The following is an 18,677-nucleotide window of genomic DNA, read 5'->3' as shown; positions in this document are numbered from 1 at the left end:
CGCCTGCGTCGTCGGCACGGCCTAGCTGGCGCACCCAGAGCTGGCGGCCGGGGGGTCGACCGGACGCATCGGGATGCTTCAAATGAAAATCGGACTTCTGCTCGGCGCCGCCGTCGCGCCGCTCGCCTTCGCCCTGGCCAGCCCGGCCCTGGCCCAGAACGCTCAAAATGTTCCGACGACCGCCCTCGACGAAGTCATCGTCACCGGCGAGCCGGTCATGCGCAACCGCACCGACGACGTGGTTCCGACCCTGTCGTACGACCTCGAGTATTTCCAGCGCTTCGAGCCGCTGACCGTCGGCGACGCCCTGAAGCGCGTGCCTTCGGTGACCTTCCTGTCGGACATCCTCGAAGCTGACGGCGTGCGCCTGCGCGGCCTGGATCCCGGCTATACCCAGATCCTGATCAACGGCGAGCAGGTGCCCGGCGCCGGCGTTGACCGGTCCTTCTTCGTGGACCGTATCCCGGCCGAACTGATCGAGCGGGTCGAGGTTGTGCGCTCGTCGTCGGCGAACCGCTCCGGCGACGCCGTCTCCGGCGCCATCAACATCGTCCTGCGTGACGCTCTCGCCCTGGACGGCGGCTACGTCCGCGCCGGTGGCATCATGTTCCCGGACGATGAGATCGGCGGCACGTTCGGCGCCGTCTGGGGCGGTCAGGTCGGACCGGGCCGGCTGCTGGTCGGCGGGAGCCTCCAGGACCGCCGCAACCCGAAGAACAAGTATAGCGAGCGTTTCGACCGGCCGGGCGGCACGCTGCTGAACACCGAGGTCCAGACCGACGTCCGCAGCGGCACCGACTACTCCTTCAACGCGGCCTATGAGGTTGAGGTCGGCGGCGGCACGCTGGACCTGTCGGGCGTCTTCGTCCGCACCGAGCGCCTGCAGGACGAGGATTCGCTCGAGTACCAGTTCGGTCTCGAGAACAACGCCAACCTGCTGACGGTCAACGACAACGACGTTGACATCGAGACCGACAACCTGAGCCTGCGCGCCCGCTACGAGCGCGAGATGTTCGGCGGCGAGACCCGTTTCAAGCTGGGCTACGCCAGCTTCAACGACGAGCAGATGGAGTTCGAGAACGAGTCCGAATACCTGCGCGACGCCAACCCGTTCCCGGAAGAGGATCGCTTCACGGCTGATCTGGAATACCGCGACCTGCAGGACGAAGAAGTCTCGGCGGCGATCGAACACACCCGCGAGCTCGGCAACGGTGTCGAGCTGGAGTTCGGCCTCCAGGGCGTCCAGAAGGATCGTGATTCGAACACCCGCACGGCTACCCGGGTCCGCTTCACCATCCCGAACGCCCCGGCCCCGCGCCCGGTCCAGCCGCCGTTCGTCTTCACCACCGGCACCTACGCCATCGAAGAGACCCGGATCGACCCCTACGTCATGTTCTCGGGCGAGAGCGGCGCGCTGAAGTGGGAAGCCGGTCTGCGTTACGAGACGACCGACACCACCATCGCCGGCATCGAGAACGACTATGCCGAGCTGCTGCCCTCGGCCAGCCTGCGCTACCGCCTGTCGGACACCGATCGCCTGACCTTGTCGGTCGCGCGCACCGTCCGCCGTCCCGACTTCGACGATCTGGCTCCCGTCACGCTCGAGGAAGAGCGCGGCGACAACGATTTCCGCGGCAATCCCTACCTCAAGCCCGAACTGGCCTGGGGTATCGATGCGGGCTTCGAGCGTCGTCTGGGCCGCCGCGGCGTCTTCGGGATCAACGTCTTCTACCGGGACATCACGGACCTGATCGAGGACGTCAATACGGGTGAAGCGGGCAGCGGCGACAACCCCGCTACGCCCACCGTCATCGAAGCCTTCATCGAGTCCATCGACAACGTTGGCGACGGTCAGGTCTATGGTGTCGAGTTCGACCTCTCCACGCCGCTGGACTTCATCGGCATGGAGAACACCGGGGTGTTCCTGAACGCCTCGTGGCTGGACAGCACGGTCGAGGACGGTCTCGGCGAGCGCCGCTTCAACGACCAGTCGGACTATGTGGTGAACGTCGGCTTCACCCACGACATCCCGACCTGGGGCGCGGCCTTCGGCGCCACCTACCGCAAGCAGGGCGACGCATTCGGCCGGGTCTATGCCGAGGAGGTCAAGACCTCCTACGGCGCCGACCTGGAGGTCTTCCTCGAGAAGCGCGTGTTCGCCAACACCGTCGTCCGCCTGACCGGTTCGAACCTGCTGGACAGCTCCAAGGACGAGGTGTTCGACAAGTTCGGCGACCGGGCGGACCAGATCAGCCGCAGCTATGACGAGTACGAGCTGGAAACCGAAAGCGCCGGCCCGGTTTACCAGCTGGTCATGCGCGTCGCCTTCTAACGCCTGTCCGAAGACGAAACAGAGGGGGCCGGGCGGTGACGCCCGGCCCCTTTCTGCTTGTCCGGCTCAATGGTTAACGGCCAAGCTGGACCGCTTCGAAATCAAGGGCTAGGTCGCCTTGGGGGCGAAAGGCGGTCGTTGCGGTTCGCCGTTTGCAAGGTGTCTCCCGAACAGGCGCGCGCCGCGCCAGAACGGGACAGTCAGGTCGAATGTTTCTCGAAGGCCAGATCAACTGGATGTGGGTGCTGGGCGCCGTCGCCGTCGTCGGCTGGCTCGTGGGGCTGGTCGCCTTGTGGTTCGCGATGGCCAACCGGTCGCGGCACGTGGACGCCTCGGGCCAGCTGGATCTGGTTCAGCGCGTGGCCGAGGATTCGCAGAAGCGTCTGTTCGAGACTCTCAACGCCATCCCGGTGGCGCTGGTCGAGACCGACAAGCAGGGCAAGTTCGTCTTCGCCAACCGCGCCGCCCATCAGCTGCTGGGCCGCCGCGACGCCGAACTGATCGGCCTGCGCTTCCACTCGGCCACCTGGGGCATCACCTTCCCGGACGGACGTCCGGTGCCGCCGGACCTGCTGCCCAGTGCGCGCGCCCTGCGCGGCCAGACGGTCAAGGGCTTCCACCACCTGATCTCCAACCCCGCCACCCGAAAGAAGATGCTGGTCTCGGTCACGGCCATGCCGATCGAGAACGAGCTGGGCCAGATCACCGGCTCGACCGCCGCCATTGTCGAGACCGAGGGCCTGCAGACCCCCGAGATTCTCGCGCCGGAACCCGTACAGATCGTCGGCGACGACCTGACCCGGCGGGTGTTCGACGCCGCCTCCAGCGCCCTGGTGGTGGTTGCCGCCAACGGCCTGGTGCGTGAAGCCAACCGCACGGCCTTGCTGGTGCTGGGCCGCGACGCCGCCGAGGGGGATTTCGCCGACGCCTTCCTGGCCGAGGACGAGCGTGTCGAGGGGCGTCAGGCCCTGCGCGCCGCCCTGTCCGCCCCGGCGGGCGAGGCCGAGGCCTTCGTCTCGCGCAGCGGCGCGCCGGAGGGCATCCGCTGGTCCATGCTGCCGCTGACCGACGCCGAGGGCCGGGTCGACGCCCTGCTGCTGGCCGGCGAGCGCGCCGATCCCGTGGTGGAGGAGGCGCCGGTCGAGGTCATCGAGGAGGCTCCGGTCGAAACCATCGCCTTCGGCCCGGCGTCTGAGCCCGAGGTCCCGGAGGTCTCCGAAGAGACCCTCGCCCTGCGGGAGGAGGCCGAGGCCGCCCGCCGTCAGGCCGAGGAGGCGCTCGCCGCCGCCGCCGCCGCGCGCGAGGAGGCCGATGCGGCCCGCGCCGCCGCCCGTCAGACGCGGGAAGAGGCTGAGCTCGAACTGCAGGGCGGACGCCGGATGGAAAGCGTCGGCCGGCTGACCGGCGGTCTGGCCCATGACTTCAACGCTCTGCTGGGCGTCATGACCGGCGCGCTGGATATGATGTTGCGCCAGGCCGACGATCCCGCCCGCGTGCGCAGGCTGGGGCAGGCGGCCCTCGCCGCCGGCCAGCGCGGCGAGCAGCTGACGCGGCGCCTGACCGCCTTCTCGCAAGGCGACGACGCCCCGGTGTTCCAGACGCTCGACGCGGGGGTCCTGCTGCGCGGCATGGAGACCCGGTTGCGGGCCATGGCCGGTCCGGAGATCGACCTGATGATCGAGGCGCCGTCCGAGGCCGCCCCGGCCCGGCTGGATCCCGTCGCCTTCGAGGGCGCGGTTCGCGCCCTGACCCAGAACGCCGTCGAGGCCGTGGGCTCCAAGGGCTCCGTCGCCGTGAGGCTGGAGGTCCTGATGGAAGGCGGCCTGCGGCTCGGCGTGCGTGACACCGGCCCCGGAATGGACCGCGAAACGGCCGCCCGCGCCGTCGAACCCTTCTTCACCACCCGCGAAGGCGCGGCTGGTCTGGGCCTGTCGCAAGCCTATGCCTTCGCGCGCCAGTCAGGCGGCGTGCTGTCGATCGATGAAGCGCCCGGCGGCGGGGCCGAGGTGTCCATCACCCTGCCGCAGCCGGTGGAGGAGGCGGAGCTCCAGCGCGCCTGACCCCGCTATCGACGTTATCCGTCCCGGGTGTAGGGTGGTTAACGACGAAGACGGAGCCCGGTCATGAAGTTTGCGCGCATCCTCATCGCGGTGGTCATCCTCGCCTATGCGGGTTGGCTGGCGTGGCCTCTTCTGTCGCCGATCATCGGCGGCGCCACCCCGGACATGGGCGCGATGCGAGCCGAGGCTGACGCCCTGACCGGCGGCGACCTGTTCGGCTTCATTCCCGGCTGGGCGTTGTGGGCCGGAGCCATCGTCCTCTACCTCATCGCCGCCCTGATGCTGGGGTCGGGCAACACCAAGGCCTCGGTGGCCTATTTCCTGGGCTTCATCGCCGACGCCGTGCTGCGGCTGGCCATGGACAGCGGAGGGTCGGACGCCAGCGCGCGCTCGGCGGGACCGACGACCATGGCGGCGGACAGCGGCCTGCCGGTCGATCCGGTCTGGCTGGTGCTGGGCGGCCTGTTCCTGCTGGGCGTGCTGGTCGTCATCCTGGCCCGTCGCCAGCGCAAGCGTCGCGTCGCGGGCCAGTTGGCCTTCTAGCGCCAAGGTATCGCTCCCATATACGAAGCGGCGGTTGACCCTCGCGGGGGCGGCGCTAGGTTCCGCGCGCCTTCCCGCGCCCAGACAAGCATCAGAGAGACCCCATGGCCGAAGCCGCATCCTATGACGTCGTCATCATCGGGGGCGGTCCCGGCGGCTACAACGCCGCCATCCGCGCCGGGCAGCTGGGGCTGAAGGTCGCCTGTATCGAGATGCGCGAGACGCTGGGCGGCACCTGCCTGAACGTCGGCTGCATGCCGTCCAAGGCGCTGCTGCACGCCTCGGAGCTGTTCGAGGTCGCGGGCAAGGAGTTCTCCACGCTCGGCATCGACGTCGGTACGCCCAAGGTCAACCTGCCGCAGATGATGAAGCAGAAGGCCGACAGCGTCGGCGCCCTGACCAAGGGCATCGAATTCCTGTTCAAGAAGAACAAGGCCGACTGGATCAAGGGCAAGGGCAAGATCACCGGTCCCGGAACGGTCGAGGTGACCGCCGCCGACGGGACCGTCACGACCCTGACCGCCAAGGACATCGTCATCGCTACGGGCTCCGAGCCCACGCCGCTGCCGGGCGTGGACTTCGTCGAGGGCAAGGTCATTGATTCCACCGGCGCCCTGTCGCTGCCGGCCGTGCCCAAGAAGCTGATCGTCGTCGGCGCCGGCGTCATCGGGCTGGAGCTCGGTTCGGTCTGGCGCCGTCTGGGCGCTGAAGTCGTTGTGGTCGAGTTCCTCGACAAGGTCGGCGCCGGCATGGACGCCGAGGTGGCCACCGCCTTCCAGCGCGGCCTGACCAAACAGGGCATGACCTTCAAGATGGGGACCAAGGTCACCTCGGCGAAGGTGGCCAAGGACGGCGTCGTCCTGACGCTGGAGCCCGCCGCCGGCGGAACCGCCGAGACCCTGACGGGTGACGTGGTTCTGGTCGCCATCGGGCGCCGTCCCTACACCGCCGGCCTGGGGCTGGAGACCGTGGGCATCGAGACCGACAAGCGCGGCTTCCTCGACAACGACCACCTGAAAGCCGGCAAGGATGGAATCTGGGTCATCGGCGACGTGACCCACGGCCCGATGCTGGCGCACAAGGCGGAAGAAGAAGCCGTCGCGGTGATCGAGTACATCGCCGGCAAGGCGGGCCACGTCGACTACGACCTGGTTCCCAGCGTCATCTACACCGGCCCGGAAGTGGCCTGGGTCGGCAAGACCGAGGAACAGCTCAAGACCGCGGGCGTCGACTTCAAGAAGGGCAAATTCCCCTTCAGCGCCAACAGCCGCGCCAAGATCAACCACGAGACCGAGGGCTTCGTGAAGGTGCTGGCCGATGCGAAGACCGACAAGGTGCTGGGCGTCCACATCTATGGTCCGCAGGCGGGCGAGATGATCGGCGAGGCCTGTATCGCCATGGCCTTCGGCGCCGCCTCGGAAGACATCGCCCGCACCTGCCACGCCCACCCGACCCGGTCGGAAGCGGTCAAACAGGCGGCGATGGGCGTCGACAACTGGACCATGCAGGCCTGATGTTCGAGACCCGAGGCGGCTGTGAAGGCGGCCCCGGTCCATCAGCCGGCGGCTAGCTCAGCAGCTCATCCTCGATGGTGCGTGTCGTCCGGCGGCGCAGGCCTTCGAAATCCACGGTGTTCGCGGGGAAGTCGATGGTGACCTCCCGGAACCGGCCGAGCAGGTCGGCGCCGACCAGCAGGGCCGGACGATCCGCCAGTTCCAGCGTCTCGAAACAGTGCAGGTCGGCGAACAGCAACGGCGTCGCGCCGAGGCGCGAGCGGCCCAGCCGGATATTGTCCACGCGGGCGAGGTCGGCGGACAGGGTCTGGCCCGTCACGCCGTAAAGCTGCAGGGGACGGGATCGGCCCAGACCGTCGGGGCGACGCGCGGCGACCGCCCGGCGAAGCGCATTGTTGCCGATCGAATATTGCGCGCCGCTGTCGATGAAGGTGGCGGTCGGCTGGCCCTCGACCAGGGTTGAGGTCAGGATCAGCTGGCCGAACCGGCCGCGCACCGTGTGACTCCCGGCCTGGCGGATCCGCGAGCCCGTCGCCATCCGGTCGCCGCCCATCAGCACGCGTATGCCGCGCGGGCTCAGGTAGACGGACTGTTGTTCGATATTGAAGCCCAGCCGGAACTCCCCCAGCACATCCAGACCCAGCAGGCCGTCGGCGCCCAGCTGTCCACGCGAAATGACGGGACATCGCAGGTTCCGGAAGCCGAGCCCGCTCAGCATGAGCCGATCCACCTGAACGCTCGCGGTCCGGGCCGCCGCGGTGATGCCGTGGACCATCAGCGGGGGCCGCGCCGGCAACGCCAGCTCCGCCGCGACGGTGTCGGCGACGGCGGTCGATCCGGCGCCCGTGTCGATCACGAAGTTGAAGGGGCCTCGGCCATTGATCATCACCGCGGCGGCGACCCGGGTGAACAGATTGGCCAGCACCGAGATGGGCGGCAGGGCATCGCCGGGCTGCTGTGGCGGCGGCGTCCTGTCCTGCGACCGGGCGAAGGCGGTCAGGCCGGGCGCCGCGGCGGCGACGCCGGCCACACCCAGGGCGGTGAGCAGGTCGCGGCGCGGGAGGGTCGGCGTGGGATATGAGGTCAGCGGCGTTCCCCCTTATCTTTTCTATTTTCCCGCACTCTAGGCGCCGTTCGCACGCCGTGGCGAGTCCGCGTTCTCTCAAGCCCTGGGGTGGGCCGCCGCATAGGCGTCGAGCAGGCGGGCGGCGTCGACGGCGGTGTATTTCTGGGTCGTCGACAGGCTGGCGTGGCCCAGCAACTGCTGGATCGAGCGCAGGTCGGCTCCGGCCCCCAGCAGGTGGGTCGCGAAGCTGTGGCGCAGCGCATGGGGCGTGGCGCTGGCGGGCAGGCCCAGACGGCCGCGCAGCCGCTGCATCGCCGCCTGCACCTGACGGGGCCCCAAAGGGCCGCCGCGCCGGGCGCGGAACAGGGCGTCCGACGGCTCCAACGGCCAGGGCTGCAGGGTCAGATAGGCGTCCACCGCCGCGCGCACGACGGGCAGCACCGGCGCCATCCGGGTCTTGTCGCCCTTGCCGGTGATGCGCAGGGTCTCGGGCAAGGGGACATCGGCCCGGATCAGGGACAACCCCTCCGAAATCCGCAGCCCGCAGCCGTACAGCAGGGTCAGGACGGCCCGGTCCCGGGCGGCCTCCCAGGGCGCGGCGTCCGGATCGGCCTCGGTCTCTTCCAGAAGGCCCCGCGCCTGGTCCTCGGTGACGGGCCGAGGCAGGGTGGGCTTCAGACGGGGGCCGCGCACGAGGGCCAGCTGCGGCGCGGGCGTATCCAGCCGCCGGTCGAGGAAGCCGTGGAAGGCGCGGATGGCCGACAGGGTCTGGCTGATCGAGCGGGCGTTCAGCGGATGATCCCCGCTTCGGCGCTCGGCCAGGTGGGCGCGGACCTCGGCCGCCGTGATCGCGCCCAGGTCCGCCAATCCTTGCGGCTCGCCCCGATGGCGTTCCAGGAAGGCCAGGTACAGCCGCCCGATATGGCCATAGGCTTCCAGCGTTCGGGGCGACAGCCGTCGCTCATGGGCCAGATGTTCCAGCCAGGCGGACAAGGCTTCGGAGGCGGTCAGCTGAGAATGGGCCATCGTTCGGCCGTGCGCTCGACCACCCGGGCGATGAAGGCCACCAGTTCGCAGCCCATATTGGGGGTGAAGCCGTCCTCTTCCGGCGAACCGAAGGCGCACAGGGCGTGACGACCCGGCGTCTCGGACCCCGGGAATTGCGGGGCCATGCGGATCAGGGCCACCGACCGGACCCCGTCCTCGGCCGCGCCGAACAGGCCCAGGCCATCGAAATTAGGGCCCAGCCAGGTCAGGCCATGGTCGCCGAGAAGGGCGTCGACGCCGCCGACTTCCAGCGCCTTCCAGCCGAACGGCACGCCGCCGGGCTTCTCCATGGCGATGGCGGCCCCCGTGAGGCCGAAGCGGCCTTGCGCCACCGCATCGAGCCGGCGGGCGAGGTCGGAGGGATTGCGGGCCTCCATCAGGTCCAGCGCCGCGACATGGGTCTGGGTCTGGGCGGCGAAATTGGCGCGGGCGACGGCCTCGATGCGCTTACGGGCGTCGGCCTCGCGCTCGGCGGCCTCTTCCAGCTTGGTCAGCGCGGCGCGGCCGAACTCGACCACATTGCGCCCATGCGGCTTCAGCCCGATCTCCTCGAGCAGCGAGCGGTCGTCCAGCAGGGTCTGGGGATGGGCCTGCAGCCAGGCGCGGATGTCCGGCCAGTGAGGCTCTTCAGGCTTCGCAGAGAGGTCGGGTGAAACGCTCACAAACCTCTCCTCGAGGCATCGTCTTACAGAATGGACTGTCCGGTCTTGCCCCAGTCCGCCAGGAAGGCATCAAGCCCCTTGTCGGTTAACGGGTGTTTGACCAGCGCCTTGAAAGTGTCCGCCGGCAGGGTCGCGGCGTCGGCGCCGGCGAGCGCGGCGGCCGAGACATGGTTCGGATTGCGCAGCGACGCGGCCAGAATCTCGGTCTCGAAGCCGTGGATGTCGTACAGGGTGCGGATCTCTTCCAGCAGCGCGATGCCGTCCGCGCCGTGGTCCTCCAGCCGGCCGACGAAGGGCGAGATGAAGGTCGCGCCGGCCTTGGCGGCCAGCATGGCCTGGGCGGCGGAGAAGCACAGGGTCACGTTGGTCTTGATCCCCTTGTCCGAGAAGGCCCGCGCGGCGCGCAGCCCGTCCCAGGTCAGCGGCAGCTTCACCACCACGTTCGGGGCGATGGCGGCAAGCTTGTCGCCTTCCTTGACCATGGTCTCGAAATCGGTCGCCACGGCCTCGGCGGAGATCGGCCCCTCGACCAGGGCGCAGATTTCAGCGATGACCTCGGCGATGTTGCGCCCGGACTTTGCGATCAGCGTGGGATTGGTGGTCACGCCGTCCACCATTCCGGTGGGCAGCAGGTCCTTGATGACGGCGACGTCGGCGGTGTCGAGGAAGAGTTTCATGGGCGGGCTTTTAGCGGAGAGGGGAGCGCGGTGAAAGTCGCATCCGTCCTGATTCCGCTGCCGGTGCCCGAGGCCTTCGACTACGAGATCCCTGACGGCGTCGAGGTGGCGCGGGGCGACCAGGTCGCCGTGCCGCTGGGGCCGCGCCTGATCCGGGGCATCGTGTCGGAAGCGCGTGAGACCACGGGGACCAACCGTCGGCTCAAGGCCATCGATCATGTTCTGGACGAGCCGCGCCTGCCCGAACGCACCGTGGACTTCGTCGAATGGGCAGCGCGCTGGACCCTGAGCGCGCCCGGCGAGATGGCGTCGGCGGCCCTGAAAGGCCTGCGCGCGCCGCGCCCCCGGCCCGAGCGGCGGGTGCGCCGCGCCGGCGACCGGTCGCCCGCCCGTCCCACTGCGGCGCGCACGGCGGTGCTGGAGGCGCTGGGCGAAAGGTCCGTGCCCGGCCCCGACCTGGCGCGTGCGGCGGGTGTCTCGTCCGGCGTGGTCAAAGGGCTGCTGGACGAGGGCGTGCTCGAGACGATCGAGATCGAGGCGATCGCCGCCTTCGACCCGCCCGACCCCGACCATGCGCCGGCGATCCTGAACCCGGACCAGGCCGCCGCCGCGAAGGCCGTGGCCGACGCCGTGACATCCGGGGGGTTCATCCCCTTTCTGCTGGACGGGGTCACGGGCTCGGGCAAGACGGAAGCTTATCTTGAGGCCGCCGCCCGCGCCCTGAAGGCCGACCCGGCGGCGCAGATCCTGATCCTGTTGCCTGAAATCGCCCTGACCCAGGCTCTGATCGAGCGCATCGGCGCCCGTTTCGGCGCCGCGCCCGCCGAGTGGCATTCCGGCGTCGCCCCGCCGCGCCGCCGCCAGGTCTGGGAGGCGGTGCAGGCGGGCCGGTGCAACATCGTGGTCGGGGCTCGCTCGGCCCTGTTCCTGCCCTACGTCAACCTGCGCTTGATCGTGGTCGATGAAGAGCACGACGGCTCGTTCAAGCAGGAGGAGGGGCTGGTCTATCACGGCCGCGACCTCGCGGTGGCCCGGGCGCGGATCGAGCGGGCGACGGTGGTGCTGGCCTCGGCCACGCCGTCGCTGGAGACCCTGTGGAACGCCCATCAGGGCCGCTATCGCTGGCTGAAGCTGGCCGCGCGACATGGGGCGGCGGTGCTGCCGGATGTCAGCCTGCTGGACCTGCGCGCCGCCCCGCCCGACCCTCAGACCTGGCTGTCCCAACCCTTACGAGAGGCCATCGGCGAGACCCTGGCCCGGGGGGAGCAGACCCTGCTGTTCCTCAACCGGCGCGGCTATGCCCCGGTGGTCCTGTGCCGCGTCTGCGGCCACCGTCTGACCGCGCCCGACACCGACAGCTGGCTGGTCGAGCACCGCTACACCGGGCGGCTGGTCTGCCACCTGACCGGCTTCTCCATGCTGCGGCCGAAGCTCTGTCCGTCCTGCGGGGCCGAGGACAGCCTCGTCTCGGTCGGCCCCGGCGTCGAACGGGTCGAGGAGGAGGTGCGCAACCTCTTCCCGCAAGCCCGCACGGCGGTGTTCAGCTCCGATACCGTGCCCGACGGCAAGTCGGCGCGCGCCCTGATCCAGTCGATGGCCGAGGGCGAGATCGACATCCTCGTGGCCACCCAGGCGGCGGCCAAGGGGCACAACTTCCCCCACCTGACCCTGGTCGGGGTGGTGGACGCCGACCTCGGCCTGCGCGGCGGCGACCTGCGGGCGGCCGAGCGCACCTTCCAGCTGTTGACCCAGGCCACGGGCCGGGCGGGGCGGGCGGACAAGCCGGGCCGCGCCCTCCTGCAGACCTGGACGCCGGAGCATCCGGTGTTGCAGGCGCTGGCGGCGGGCGACCGCGACGGCTTCGTCGACGCCGAGATGGCCGAGCGCGAGGCGGCGTCCCTGCCGCCCTATGGCCGGCTGGCGGCGATCATTCTGTCGGGCGAAAATCCGCAGGCGGTCGAGAAGGTCGCTCGCGACCTCGCTGAGTCCATCCCCAATGCCGAACGGTTGGAGGTCTACGGCCCGGCCGACGCGCCGCTCGCGCTGGTGCGGGGGCGCCGCCGCAAGCGGCTGCTGGTCCGGGCCGACCGCGACGTCGATCTGCAGGGCTTCCTGCGGGTATGGCTCAGCCGGGTGAAGGTTCCCGCGTCCGTCAGGCTCAATGTTGACGTGGACCCGTATAGCTTCTTGTAGGGCGCTAGCGCGGCTCTGTGAGCTTGATCTCGAACAGGCTGGGCCAGTTCTTGCCCGTCACGAACAGCCGCCGTCCGACCGGATCCCAGGCGATGCCGTTCAGCACGTCGTCGTTCGGATCCATGCCCGTCCGGTCGGGCAGCAGGCCGGTCAGGTCGATGACGCCCTTCACCACGCCCGTCGCCGGATCGATGCGGACGATGAAGTCGGTCTGCCAGATGTTGGCGAAGACCTCGCCCTCGACCCATTCCAGCTCATTCAGCTTGCCCAACCGATGGCCGTCCAGGGTCACGGGAACCTCGCCGGTCTGGGTCAGGGTGCGACCGTCGAGGAAGCGCAGGTGCGGCGCGCCGTCGGACAGGATCAGGCGCTCGCCGTCGGTGGTCAGGCCCCAGCCCTCGCCGTCGTAGGCGAACTCGCCCCGGGGGCTCAGGTCGGCGGGGTCCCAGATGAAGCCCTTGCCGTCGGTCCAGGTCAGGGTCAGCAGTCGCCCGTCCAGTTCGGTCAGCCCTTCGCCGAAGATGGCGGGGTCGAGGACACGCCGCTGCAGCACGGCTCCGTCCTCCAGCCGCACCTTGCGGATGGTCGACGGCGAACGGCCGGTGCTTTCGTACAGGGCGCCGTCACGCCAGATCAGGCCCTGGGTGAAGGCGTGGGGGTCGTGGGGATAGGTCCGCACCACCTCGAAGCCATAGTGGGGCGTCGCGGTGGGCGCGGGGGCGGCCCGGACGGCGGGCGCGGCCTGTTGGGCCAGCGCCGCCGCGGGCGCCGAAGCGAGCAGGGTGGCGGCGAAAAGGATCAGCCGCCGCATGCTCAGACTCCGGGCTCGGCCGTCTCGGCCTTGTTCAACTGGGCCTGTTGGGCCGCGAGGGCCGCCTCCTTCTTCTTGGCGGAGGCCCGGCTGAGCATGTTCAGGCCCTCGACCAGGGCCGAGAAGGCCATGGCGGCGTAGATATAGCCCTTGGGCACATGGACGCCGAAGCCGTCGGCGATCAGCACCGCGCCGATCATCAGCAGGAAGCCCAAGGCCAGCATGACGACGGTCGGGTTCTTGTCGATGAACTCGGCCAGCGGGTCGGCGGCCAGCAGCATGGTCAGGACGGCGACGACGACGGCGATCATCATGACGACGACGTGGTCGGTCATGCCCACGGCGGTCAGGATCGAATCGATCGAGAAGACCAGGTCCAGCAGGATGATCTGGAAGATGGCCGCGCCGACGTTGTTGATGACCACATCCTTCTTGTCCTTCTCCAGAAGGTCGTGGGACGGCGTGGTGTCGGTGGCGTGGTGGATTTCCTTGGTGGCTTTCCAGATCAGGAACAGGCCGCCCGCGATCAGGATCAGGTCGCGCCAGCTGAAGGCGGTGTCGAACGCGGGCTCGCCGTGACTGTTCAGCGCGCCATGGATGCCGAGGTCGAAGACCGGTGCGGTCAGGCCGACGATCCAGCCGATGGTGGCCAGCAGGCCCAGTCGCATGACCAGGGCCAGGCCGATGCCGATGCGGCGGGTGCGCTGGCGGTGCTCGGGCGGCAATTTGTTCGACAGGATCGAGATGAAGATCAGATTGTCGATGCCGAGCACCACCTCCATCACCACGAGGGTGATGAGCGCCGCCCAGACGGTTGGGTCGGTGAAGAAGACGGAGAAGTCGAACATCGGTAGGGATTTCCTGGAGCGTAACGCTGAAACTCATCTGTAGCGGGGCAGTTGCGGGTGCGGCAATGCGGCGGGATGTGGCGGCCTGTCTCGGTTGCGGCGGAACGGCAGGGGTGCTATCAGGCGCCCGGCTGAACCGGAGGATGCGTCGCAAGGCGCGTCCCCGGTGTGCTTTCTTCAAGCATTTCAGGCCTTTGATCGACGCGGGTACGCGGCCGGTCGACCAACCCGAACGCTAACCCGCGCGGACCTTATAAGTGGCTGACGATTTCAGAACGACGGAAGTCGGCGAGCGCTATGCACAGGCGCTGTTCGACCTGGCAGACGAGACGGGCGTCCTGGACGCCGTGCGAGCGGATCTGAAGTCCCTGCGCGCCGCCTGGGCGGAGAGCGCGGACCTGCGCCGTCTCGCCACTTCGCCGGTGATCGCCGCCGAAGATCAGGGCAAGGGCCTGACCGCCATCGCCGACAAGGCGAAGTTCAACGCCGTGACGAAGAATTTCCTCGGCCTGCTGGCCCAGAACGGCCGCGCTCGCGACCTGACGGGCGTGATCGCGGGCTTCGAGGCGCTGTATGCGAAGAAGACGGGCGTCGTCGCCGCCGAGGTGGTGTCCGCCCAGACGCTGACCGCCGCCCAGCTCAAGACCATCCAGACCACGCTCCGCGCCTCGCTGGGCAAGGATCCGGAACTGACGGCCCGTGTCGACCCGGCGATCCTGGGCGGCCTGAAGGTCAAGGTCGGCTCGAAGCTGTTCGACGCCTCGCTGAAGACCAAGCTCGACCAGATGAAGTTTGCCCTCAAGCGCGCGTAAGCGCGCACCGACAACAAGAATGCAGCGCGCCTGACGGCCCGCCCTGAGACGAAGACAGAGAGATCCAAATGGACATCCGCGCCGCCGAGATTTCGGCCATCCTCAAGTCGCAGATCGCCAACTTCGGCGTGGAAGCGGACGTTTCGGACGTCGGCCAGGTGCTGTCGGTCGGCGACGGCATCGCCCGCATCCACGGTCTGGACAACGTCCAGGCCGGCGAGATGATCGAGTTCCCCAAGGCCGGCGTGAAGGGCATGGCCCTGAACCTCGAGCGCGACAACGTCGGCGCGGTTATCTTCGGTGCTGACACCGCCATCGCGGAAGGTGACGAAGTCCGCCGTCTGGGCGAGATCGTGGACGTTCCGGTCGGCAAGGGCCTGCTGGGCCGCGTCGTCAACCCGCTGGGCGAGCCGATCGACGGCAAGGGCCCGATCCAGTTCACCGAGCGTCGCCGCGTGGACGTGAAGGCTCCGGGCATCATCCCGCGCAAGTCGGTGCACGAGCCGATGCAGACCGGCCTGAAGGCCATCGACACCCTGATCCCCGTCGGCCGCGGCCAGCGCGAGCTGATCATCGGTGACCGTCAGGTCGGCAAGACCGCCGTCGCCATCGACACCATCCTGAACCAGAAGTCGGTCAATGCTTCGGACGACGAGTCCGCCAAGCTGTACTGCATCTACGTGGCCATCGGTCAGAAGCGCTCGACCGTCGCCCAGATCGTCAAGACCCTCGAAGAAGCCGGCGCGCTGGAATACACCATCGTCGTGGCCGCCACGGCGTCGGAACCGGCCCCGCTGCAGTTCCTGGCCCCGTTCGCCGGCACCGCCATGGGCGAGTATTTCCGCGACAACGGCATGCACGGCCTGATCGTCTATGACGACCTTTCCAAGCAGGCCGTCGCCTATCGTCAAATGTCGCTGCTGCTGCGCCGTCCGCCGGGCCGTGAAGCCTATCCGGGCGACGTCTTCTACCTGCACAGCCGCCTGCTGGAGCGTTCGGCCAAGCTGAACGCCGACAACGGCTCGGGCTCGCTGACCGCCCTGCCGCTGATCGAGACCCAGGCCAACGACGTCTCGGCCTACATCCCGACCAACGTGATCTCGATCACCGACGGCCAGATCTTCCTGGAGTCCGACCTGTTCTACCAGGGCATCCGTCCGGCCGTGAACGTCGGCATCTCGGTGTCGCGCGTGGGCTCCTCGGCCCAGACCAAGGCGATGAAGAAGGTCGCCGGCACCATCAAGGGCGAGCTGGCCCAGTACCGTGAAATGGCCGCCTTCGCGAAGTTCGGCTCGGACCTGGACGCCTCGACCCAGAAGCTGCTGGCCCGCGGCGCCCGCCTGACCGAGCTGCTGAAGCAGCCGCAGTACTCGCCGCTGACCATGGAAGAGCAGGTCGTGTCGGTCTACGCCGGCACCCGCGGCTACCTGGACACCGTCGCGGTGGGCGACATCGGCCGCTTCGAAAGCGAGCTGCTGGCCCGCGTGAAGTCGTCGAACCCGGGCCTGCTGGAAGGCATCCGCACTAAGAAGGACCTCACCGCCGAGCTCGAAGCCGAGCTGAAGTCGGTGCTGGAAGCCTTCACCAAGACCTTCGCCTGAGACCGGACCGGATAGCGAGAAAGTAGCGCCGGATGGCCAGCCTCAAGGAAATGCGCAATCGGATCGACAGCGTGAAGTCCACGCAGAAGATCACGAAAGCCCTGAACATGGTCGCCGCGGCCAAGCTGAAGCGCGCCCAGGACCAGGCTGAAAGCGCCCGTCCGTACGCGAAGAAGATGGCCGCCGTGATCGCCAATCTGGCGGCCGGCGTGTCCGGCGACGGCGCGCCCAAGCTGCTGGCCGGCACGGGCAAGGACCAGAAGCACCTGATCGTCGTCGCCACCGGCGACAAGGGTCTGGCGGGTGGTTTCAACACCAACGTCATCCGCGCCGCCAAGGAACGGATCAACAGCCTGGTCTCCGCCGGCAAGGACGTGCGGATCGTCGCCGTGGGCCGCAAGGTTCGTGACGGCCTGGCCCGCCTGTATGGCGACAAGCTGATCAAGACGTTCGAGATGAGCGACCACAAGGTGGTGGGCCTGCCCGCCGCCGAGCCGATCGCCCAGCTGATCGCGGAAGAGTTCGAGGCCGGCAACGCCGACGTCGTGACCCTGTTCTACAGCCGCTTCCAGTCGGTCATCGCCCAGGTCCCGACCCCCAAGCAGCTGATCCCGGCGGTCGTCGACGGCGACGCCGAGCCGATCAACCTGAACGGCGCCGTCTACGACTATGAGCCCTCGGAAGAGGAAATCCTCGACGTCGTTCTGCCGCGCAACATCACCACCCAGGTGCTGGCCGCGCTGTACGAGAACCAGGCCAGCTTCTTCGGGGCCCAGATGGGCGCCATGGACAACGCCACCCGCAACGCGGGTGACCTGATCAACAGCCTGACCCTGCAGTACAACCGCAAGCGCCAGGCCCAGATCACCACCGAACTGATCGAGATCATCGCCGGCGCTGAAGCGCTCTGATCCGACCCCCGCACAGACAAGACTTTCCGAACGGAACGAACCGATGACCGACACCGCCGCCCCGAAGAAACCCGCCGCCAAGAAGCCCGCCGCTCCGAAGGCCGCCCCGAAGACCGCCGCCGCCAAGGCTGCGCCGAAGGCTACGGGCGCTGTCGCCACCGGCCGCATCTCTCAGGTCATCGGCGCCGTCGTCGACGTTGAGTTCGACGGCCACCTGCCGGCCATCCTCTCGGCCCTGACGACCCAGAACATCGACCAGAAGACGGGCGAGCCCTTCACCCTGGTTCTGGAAGTCGCCCAGCACCTCGGCGAGAACGTGGTCCGCACCATCGCCATGGACACCTCGGAAGGCCTGACGCGCGGCCAGCCGGTGACCGACACGGGCTCCTCGATCCTGGCGCCGGTCGGCCCGGGCACGCTCGGCCGCATCATGAACGTCGTCGGCGCGCCGATCGACGAACAGGGCCCGATCAAGACCGACATGTACCGCCCGATCCACCGCGAGGCGCCTTCGTTCGAAGAGCAGTCGACCTCGTCGGAAATCCTGGTCACGGGCATCAAGGTCATCGACCTGATGTGCCCCTACACCAAAGGCGGCAAGACCGGCCTGTTCGGCGGCGCCGGCGTCGGCAAGACCGTCACCATGCAGGAACTGATCAACAACATCGCCAAGGCCTATGGCGGTTATTCGGTTCTGGCCGGCGTGGGTGAACGCACCCGCGAAGGCAACGACCTGTACCACGAGATGATCGAGTCCAACGTGAACGTGGACCCGGCCAAGAACGGCGGCTCGACCGAGGGCTCCAAGTGCGCCCTGGTTTACGGCCAAATGAACGAGCCCCCCGGCGCCCGCGCCCGCGTCGCCCTGACCGGTCTGGCCCAGGCCGAGTACTTCCGCGACGAGGAAGGCAAGGACGTGCTGCTGTTCGTCGACAACATCTTCCGCTTCACCCAAGCCGGTTCGGAAATGTCCGCCCTGCTGGGCCGCATCCCGTCGGCCGTGGGCTATCAGCCGACGCTGGCGACCGAGATGGGCAACCTGCAGGAACGCATCACCTCGACCAAGAAGGGCTCGATCACCTCGATCCAGGCCATCTACGTTCCCGCCGACGACCTGACCGACCCGGCGCCCGCCGCCTCGTTCGCCCACTTGGACGCCAAGACCGTTCTGAGCCGCGACATCGCCGCCCAGGCCATCTTCCCGGCCGTGGACCCGCTGGATTCGACCTCGCGGATCATGGACCCGCTGGTCATCGGCGAGGAGCACTACCGCGTCGCCCGTTCGGTTCAGGAAGTCCTGCAGTCGTACAAGGCCCTGAAGGACATCATCGCCATCCTGGGCATGGATGAGCTGTCGGAAGAGGACAAGCTGGTCGTGTCGCGCGCCCGCAAGATTTCGCGCTTCCTGTCGCAGCCGTTCTTCGTGGCCGAGCAGTTCACCAACTCGCCCGGCAAGTTCGTCTCGCTGGAAGACACGATCCGCTCGTTCAAGGGCATCGTGGCCGGTGAATACGACCACCTGCCGGAAGCGGCCTTCTACATGGTCGGCGCCATCGAGGAAGCCGTCGAGAAGGCCCAGAAGCTGGCCGCGGAAGCCTGA

The 18,677-nt window shown here is 68.5% G+C and carries 15 protein-coding genes; 9 read left to right on the top strand and 6 right to left on the bottom strand.

Annotation, left to right across the window (positions count from 1 at the left end):
* Window positions 1-82 precede the first annotated feature (82 nt).
* From AC1RRF_RS09825 to lpdA, 4 genes are all read left to right on the top strand, one after another.
* Complete coding sequence (locus AC1RRF_RS09825) at window positions 83-2,332, top strand: TonB-dependent receptor plug domain-containing protein (RefSeq protein ID WP_492834258.1); 2,250 nt, start codon at window positions 83-85, stop codon at window positions 2,330-2,332.
* Window positions 2,333-2,541: 209 nt separating this feature from the next.
* Window positions 2,542-4,392: an ATP-binding protein gene (locus AC1RRF_RS09820; RefSeq protein ID WP_492834257.1), complete on the top strand. Its 1,851-nt coding sequence runs from the start codon at window positions 2,542-2,544 to the stop codon at window positions 4,390-4,392.
* A 63-nt stretch (window positions 4,393-4,455) separates the two neighbouring features.
* Window positions 4,456-4,935 carry a hypothetical protein gene (locus tag AC1RRF_RS09815; protein WP_492834256.1) on the top strand — a complete coding sequence of 160 codons (480 nt, stop codon included), beginning with the start codon at window positions 4,456-4,458 and terminating at the stop codon, window positions 4,933-4,935.
* 104 nt (window positions 4,936-5,039) lie between these two features.
* Window positions 5,040-6,449, top strand: coding sequence for a dihydrolipoyl dehydrogenase (gene lpdA / locus AC1RRF_RS09810; protein WP_492834255.1), 1,410 nt, complete (start codon window positions 5,040-5,042; stop codon window positions 6,447-6,449).
* A gap of 52 nt (window positions 6,450-6,501) precedes the next feature.
* On the opposite strand, the gene AC1RRF_RS09805 is transcribed toward lpdA, so the two are convergent.
* From AC1RRF_RS09805 to fsa, 4 genes are all read right to left on the bottom strand, one after another.
* Window positions 6,502-7,479 (bottom strand): retropepsin-like aspartic protease, encoded by a 978-nt coding sequence (locus tag AC1RRF_RS09805; RefSeq protein WP_492834254.1) that lies wholly within the window; start codon window positions 7,477-7,479, stop codon window positions 6,502-6,504.
* A 132-nt stretch (window positions 7,480-7,611) separates the two neighbouring features.
* Entirely contained in the window at window positions 7,612-8,541 is a 930-nt protein-coding gene (locus AC1RRF_RS09800) for a tyrosine recombinase XerC (protein ID WP_492834253.1), read from the bottom strand.
* Window positions 8,523-9,224, bottom strand: a complete 702-nt coding sequence (locus tag AC1RRF_RS09795; RefSeq protein ID WP_492834252.1) for a DUF484 family protein — start codon at window positions 9,222-9,224, stop codon at window positions 8,523-8,525. Before AC1RRF_RS09795 ends, AC1RRF_RS09800 begins: the two co-directional genes overlap by 19 nt.
* A gap of 23 nt (window positions 9,225-9,247) precedes the next feature.
* Window positions 9,248-9,901: a fructose-6-phosphate aldolase gene (gene fsa / locus AC1RRF_RS09790; RefSeq protein WP_492834251.1), complete on the bottom strand. Its 654-nt coding sequence runs from the start codon at window positions 9,899-9,901 to the stop codon at window positions 9,248-9,250.
* A 30-nt stretch (window positions 9,902-9,931) separates the two neighbouring features.
* Between fsa and AC1RRF_RS09785 the strand changes: the two genes are divergently transcribed.
* Window positions 9,932-12,094 carry a primosomal protein N' gene (locus AC1RRF_RS09785; protein ID WP_492834250.1) on the top strand — a complete coding sequence of 721 codons (2,163 nt, stop codon included), beginning with the start codon at window positions 9,932-9,934 and terminating at the stop codon, window positions 12,092-12,094.
* A gap of 4 nt (window positions 12,095-12,098) precedes the next feature.
* On the opposite strand, the gene AC1RRF_RS09780 is transcribed toward AC1RRF_RS09785, so the two are convergent.
* Both AC1RRF_RS09780 and AC1RRF_RS09775 read right to left on the bottom strand, forming a co-directional pair.
* Window positions 12,099-12,905, bottom strand: a complete 807-nt coding sequence (locus tag AC1RRF_RS09780; protein WP_492834249.1) for a glutaminyl-peptide cyclotransferase — start codon at window positions 12,903-12,905, stop codon at window positions 12,099-12,101.
* Between the two features lie 2 nt (window positions 12,906-12,907).
* Window positions 12,908-13,753, bottom strand: a complete 846-nt coding sequence (locus AC1RRF_RS09775) for a TerC family protein (protein WP_492834248.1) — start codon at window positions 13,751-13,753, stop codon at window positions 12,908-12,910.
* 257 nt (window positions 13,754-14,010) lie between these two features.
* On the opposite strand from AC1RRF_RS09775, the gene AC1RRF_RS09770 reads away from it, so the two are divergent.
* From AC1RRF_RS09770 to atpD, 4 genes are all read left to right on the top strand, one after another.
* Complete coding sequence (locus AC1RRF_RS09770; RefSeq protein ID WP_492834247.1) at window positions 14,011-14,565, top strand: F0F1 ATP synthase subunit delta; 555 nt, start codon at window positions 14,011-14,013, stop codon at window positions 14,563-14,565.
* Window positions 14,566-14,633: 68 nt separating this feature from the next.
* Window positions 14,634-16,166, top strand: a complete 1,533-nt coding sequence (atpA, locus tag AC1RRF_RS09765) for a F0F1 ATP synthase subunit alpha (protein WP_291836902.1) — start codon at window positions 14,634-14,636, stop codon at window positions 16,164-16,166.
* 32 nt (window positions 16,167-16,198) lie between these two features.
* A complete protein-coding gene (locus AC1RRF_RS09760) occupies window positions 16,199-17,077 on the top strand; it encodes a F0F1 ATP synthase subunit gamma (protein ID WP_492834246.1) in 879 nt (292 codons plus the stop codon).
* Window positions 17,078-17,120: 43 nt separating this feature from the next.
* On the top strand, window positions 17,121-18,677 hold the full coding sequence (atpD, locus tag AC1RRF_RS09755) for a F0F1 ATP synthase subunit beta (RefSeq protein ID WP_492834245.1): 1,557 nt from the start codon (window positions 17,121-17,123) through the stop codon (window positions 18,675-18,677).

The organism is Brevundimonas sp. GW821-FHT12C05, from assembly GCF_058807475.1.
This window is presented reverse-complemented; position numbering and strand designations above follow the sequence as displayed.

Bases quoted from the DNA above. Each gene is read 5' to 3' on its own strand.
- AC1RRF_RS09825 (WP_492834258.1), top strand. From the start codon at position 83: ATGAAAATCGGACTTCTGCTCGGCGCCGCCGTCGCGCCGCTCGCCTTC.
- AC1RRF_RS09820 (WP_492834257.1), top strand. From the start codon at position 2,542: ATGTTTCTCGAAGGCCAGATCAACTGGATGTGGGTGCTGGGCGCCGTC.
- AC1RRF_RS09815 (WP_492834256.1), top strand. From the start codon at position 4,456: ATGAAGTTTGCGCGCATCCTCATCGCGGTGGTCATCCTCGCCTATGCG.
- lpdA (WP_492834255.1), top strand. From the start codon at position 5,040: ATGGCCGAAGCCGCATCCTATGACGTCGTCATCATCGGGGGCGGTCCC.
- AC1RRF_RS09800 (WP_492834253.1), bottom strand. From the start codon at position 8,541: ATGGCCCATTCTCAGCTGACCGCCTCCGAAGCCTTGTCCGCCTGGCTG.
- fsa (WP_492834251.1), bottom strand. From the start codon at position 9,901: ATGAAACTCTTCCTCGACACCGCCGACGTCGCCGTCATCAAGGACCTG.
- AC1RRF_RS09780 (WP_492834249.1), bottom strand. From the start codon at position 12,905: ATGCGGCGGCTGATCCTTTTCGCCGCCACCCTGCTCGCTTCGGCGCCC.
- AC1RRF_RS09775 (WP_492834248.1), bottom strand. From the start codon at position 13,753: ATGTTCGACTTCTCCGTCTTCTTCACCGACCCAACCGTCTGGGCGGCG.
- atpA (WP_291836902.1), top strand. From the start codon at position 14,634: ATGGACATCCGCGCCGCCGAGATTTCGGCCATCCTCAAGTCGCAGATC.
- AC1RRF_RS09760 (WP_492834246.1), top strand. From the start codon at position 16,199: ATGGCCAGCCTCAAGGAAATGCGCAATCGGATCGACAGCGTGAAGTCC.
- atpD (WP_492834245.1), top strand. From the start codon at position 17,121: ATGACCGACACCGCCGCCCCGAAGAAACCCGCCGCCAAGAAGCCCGCC.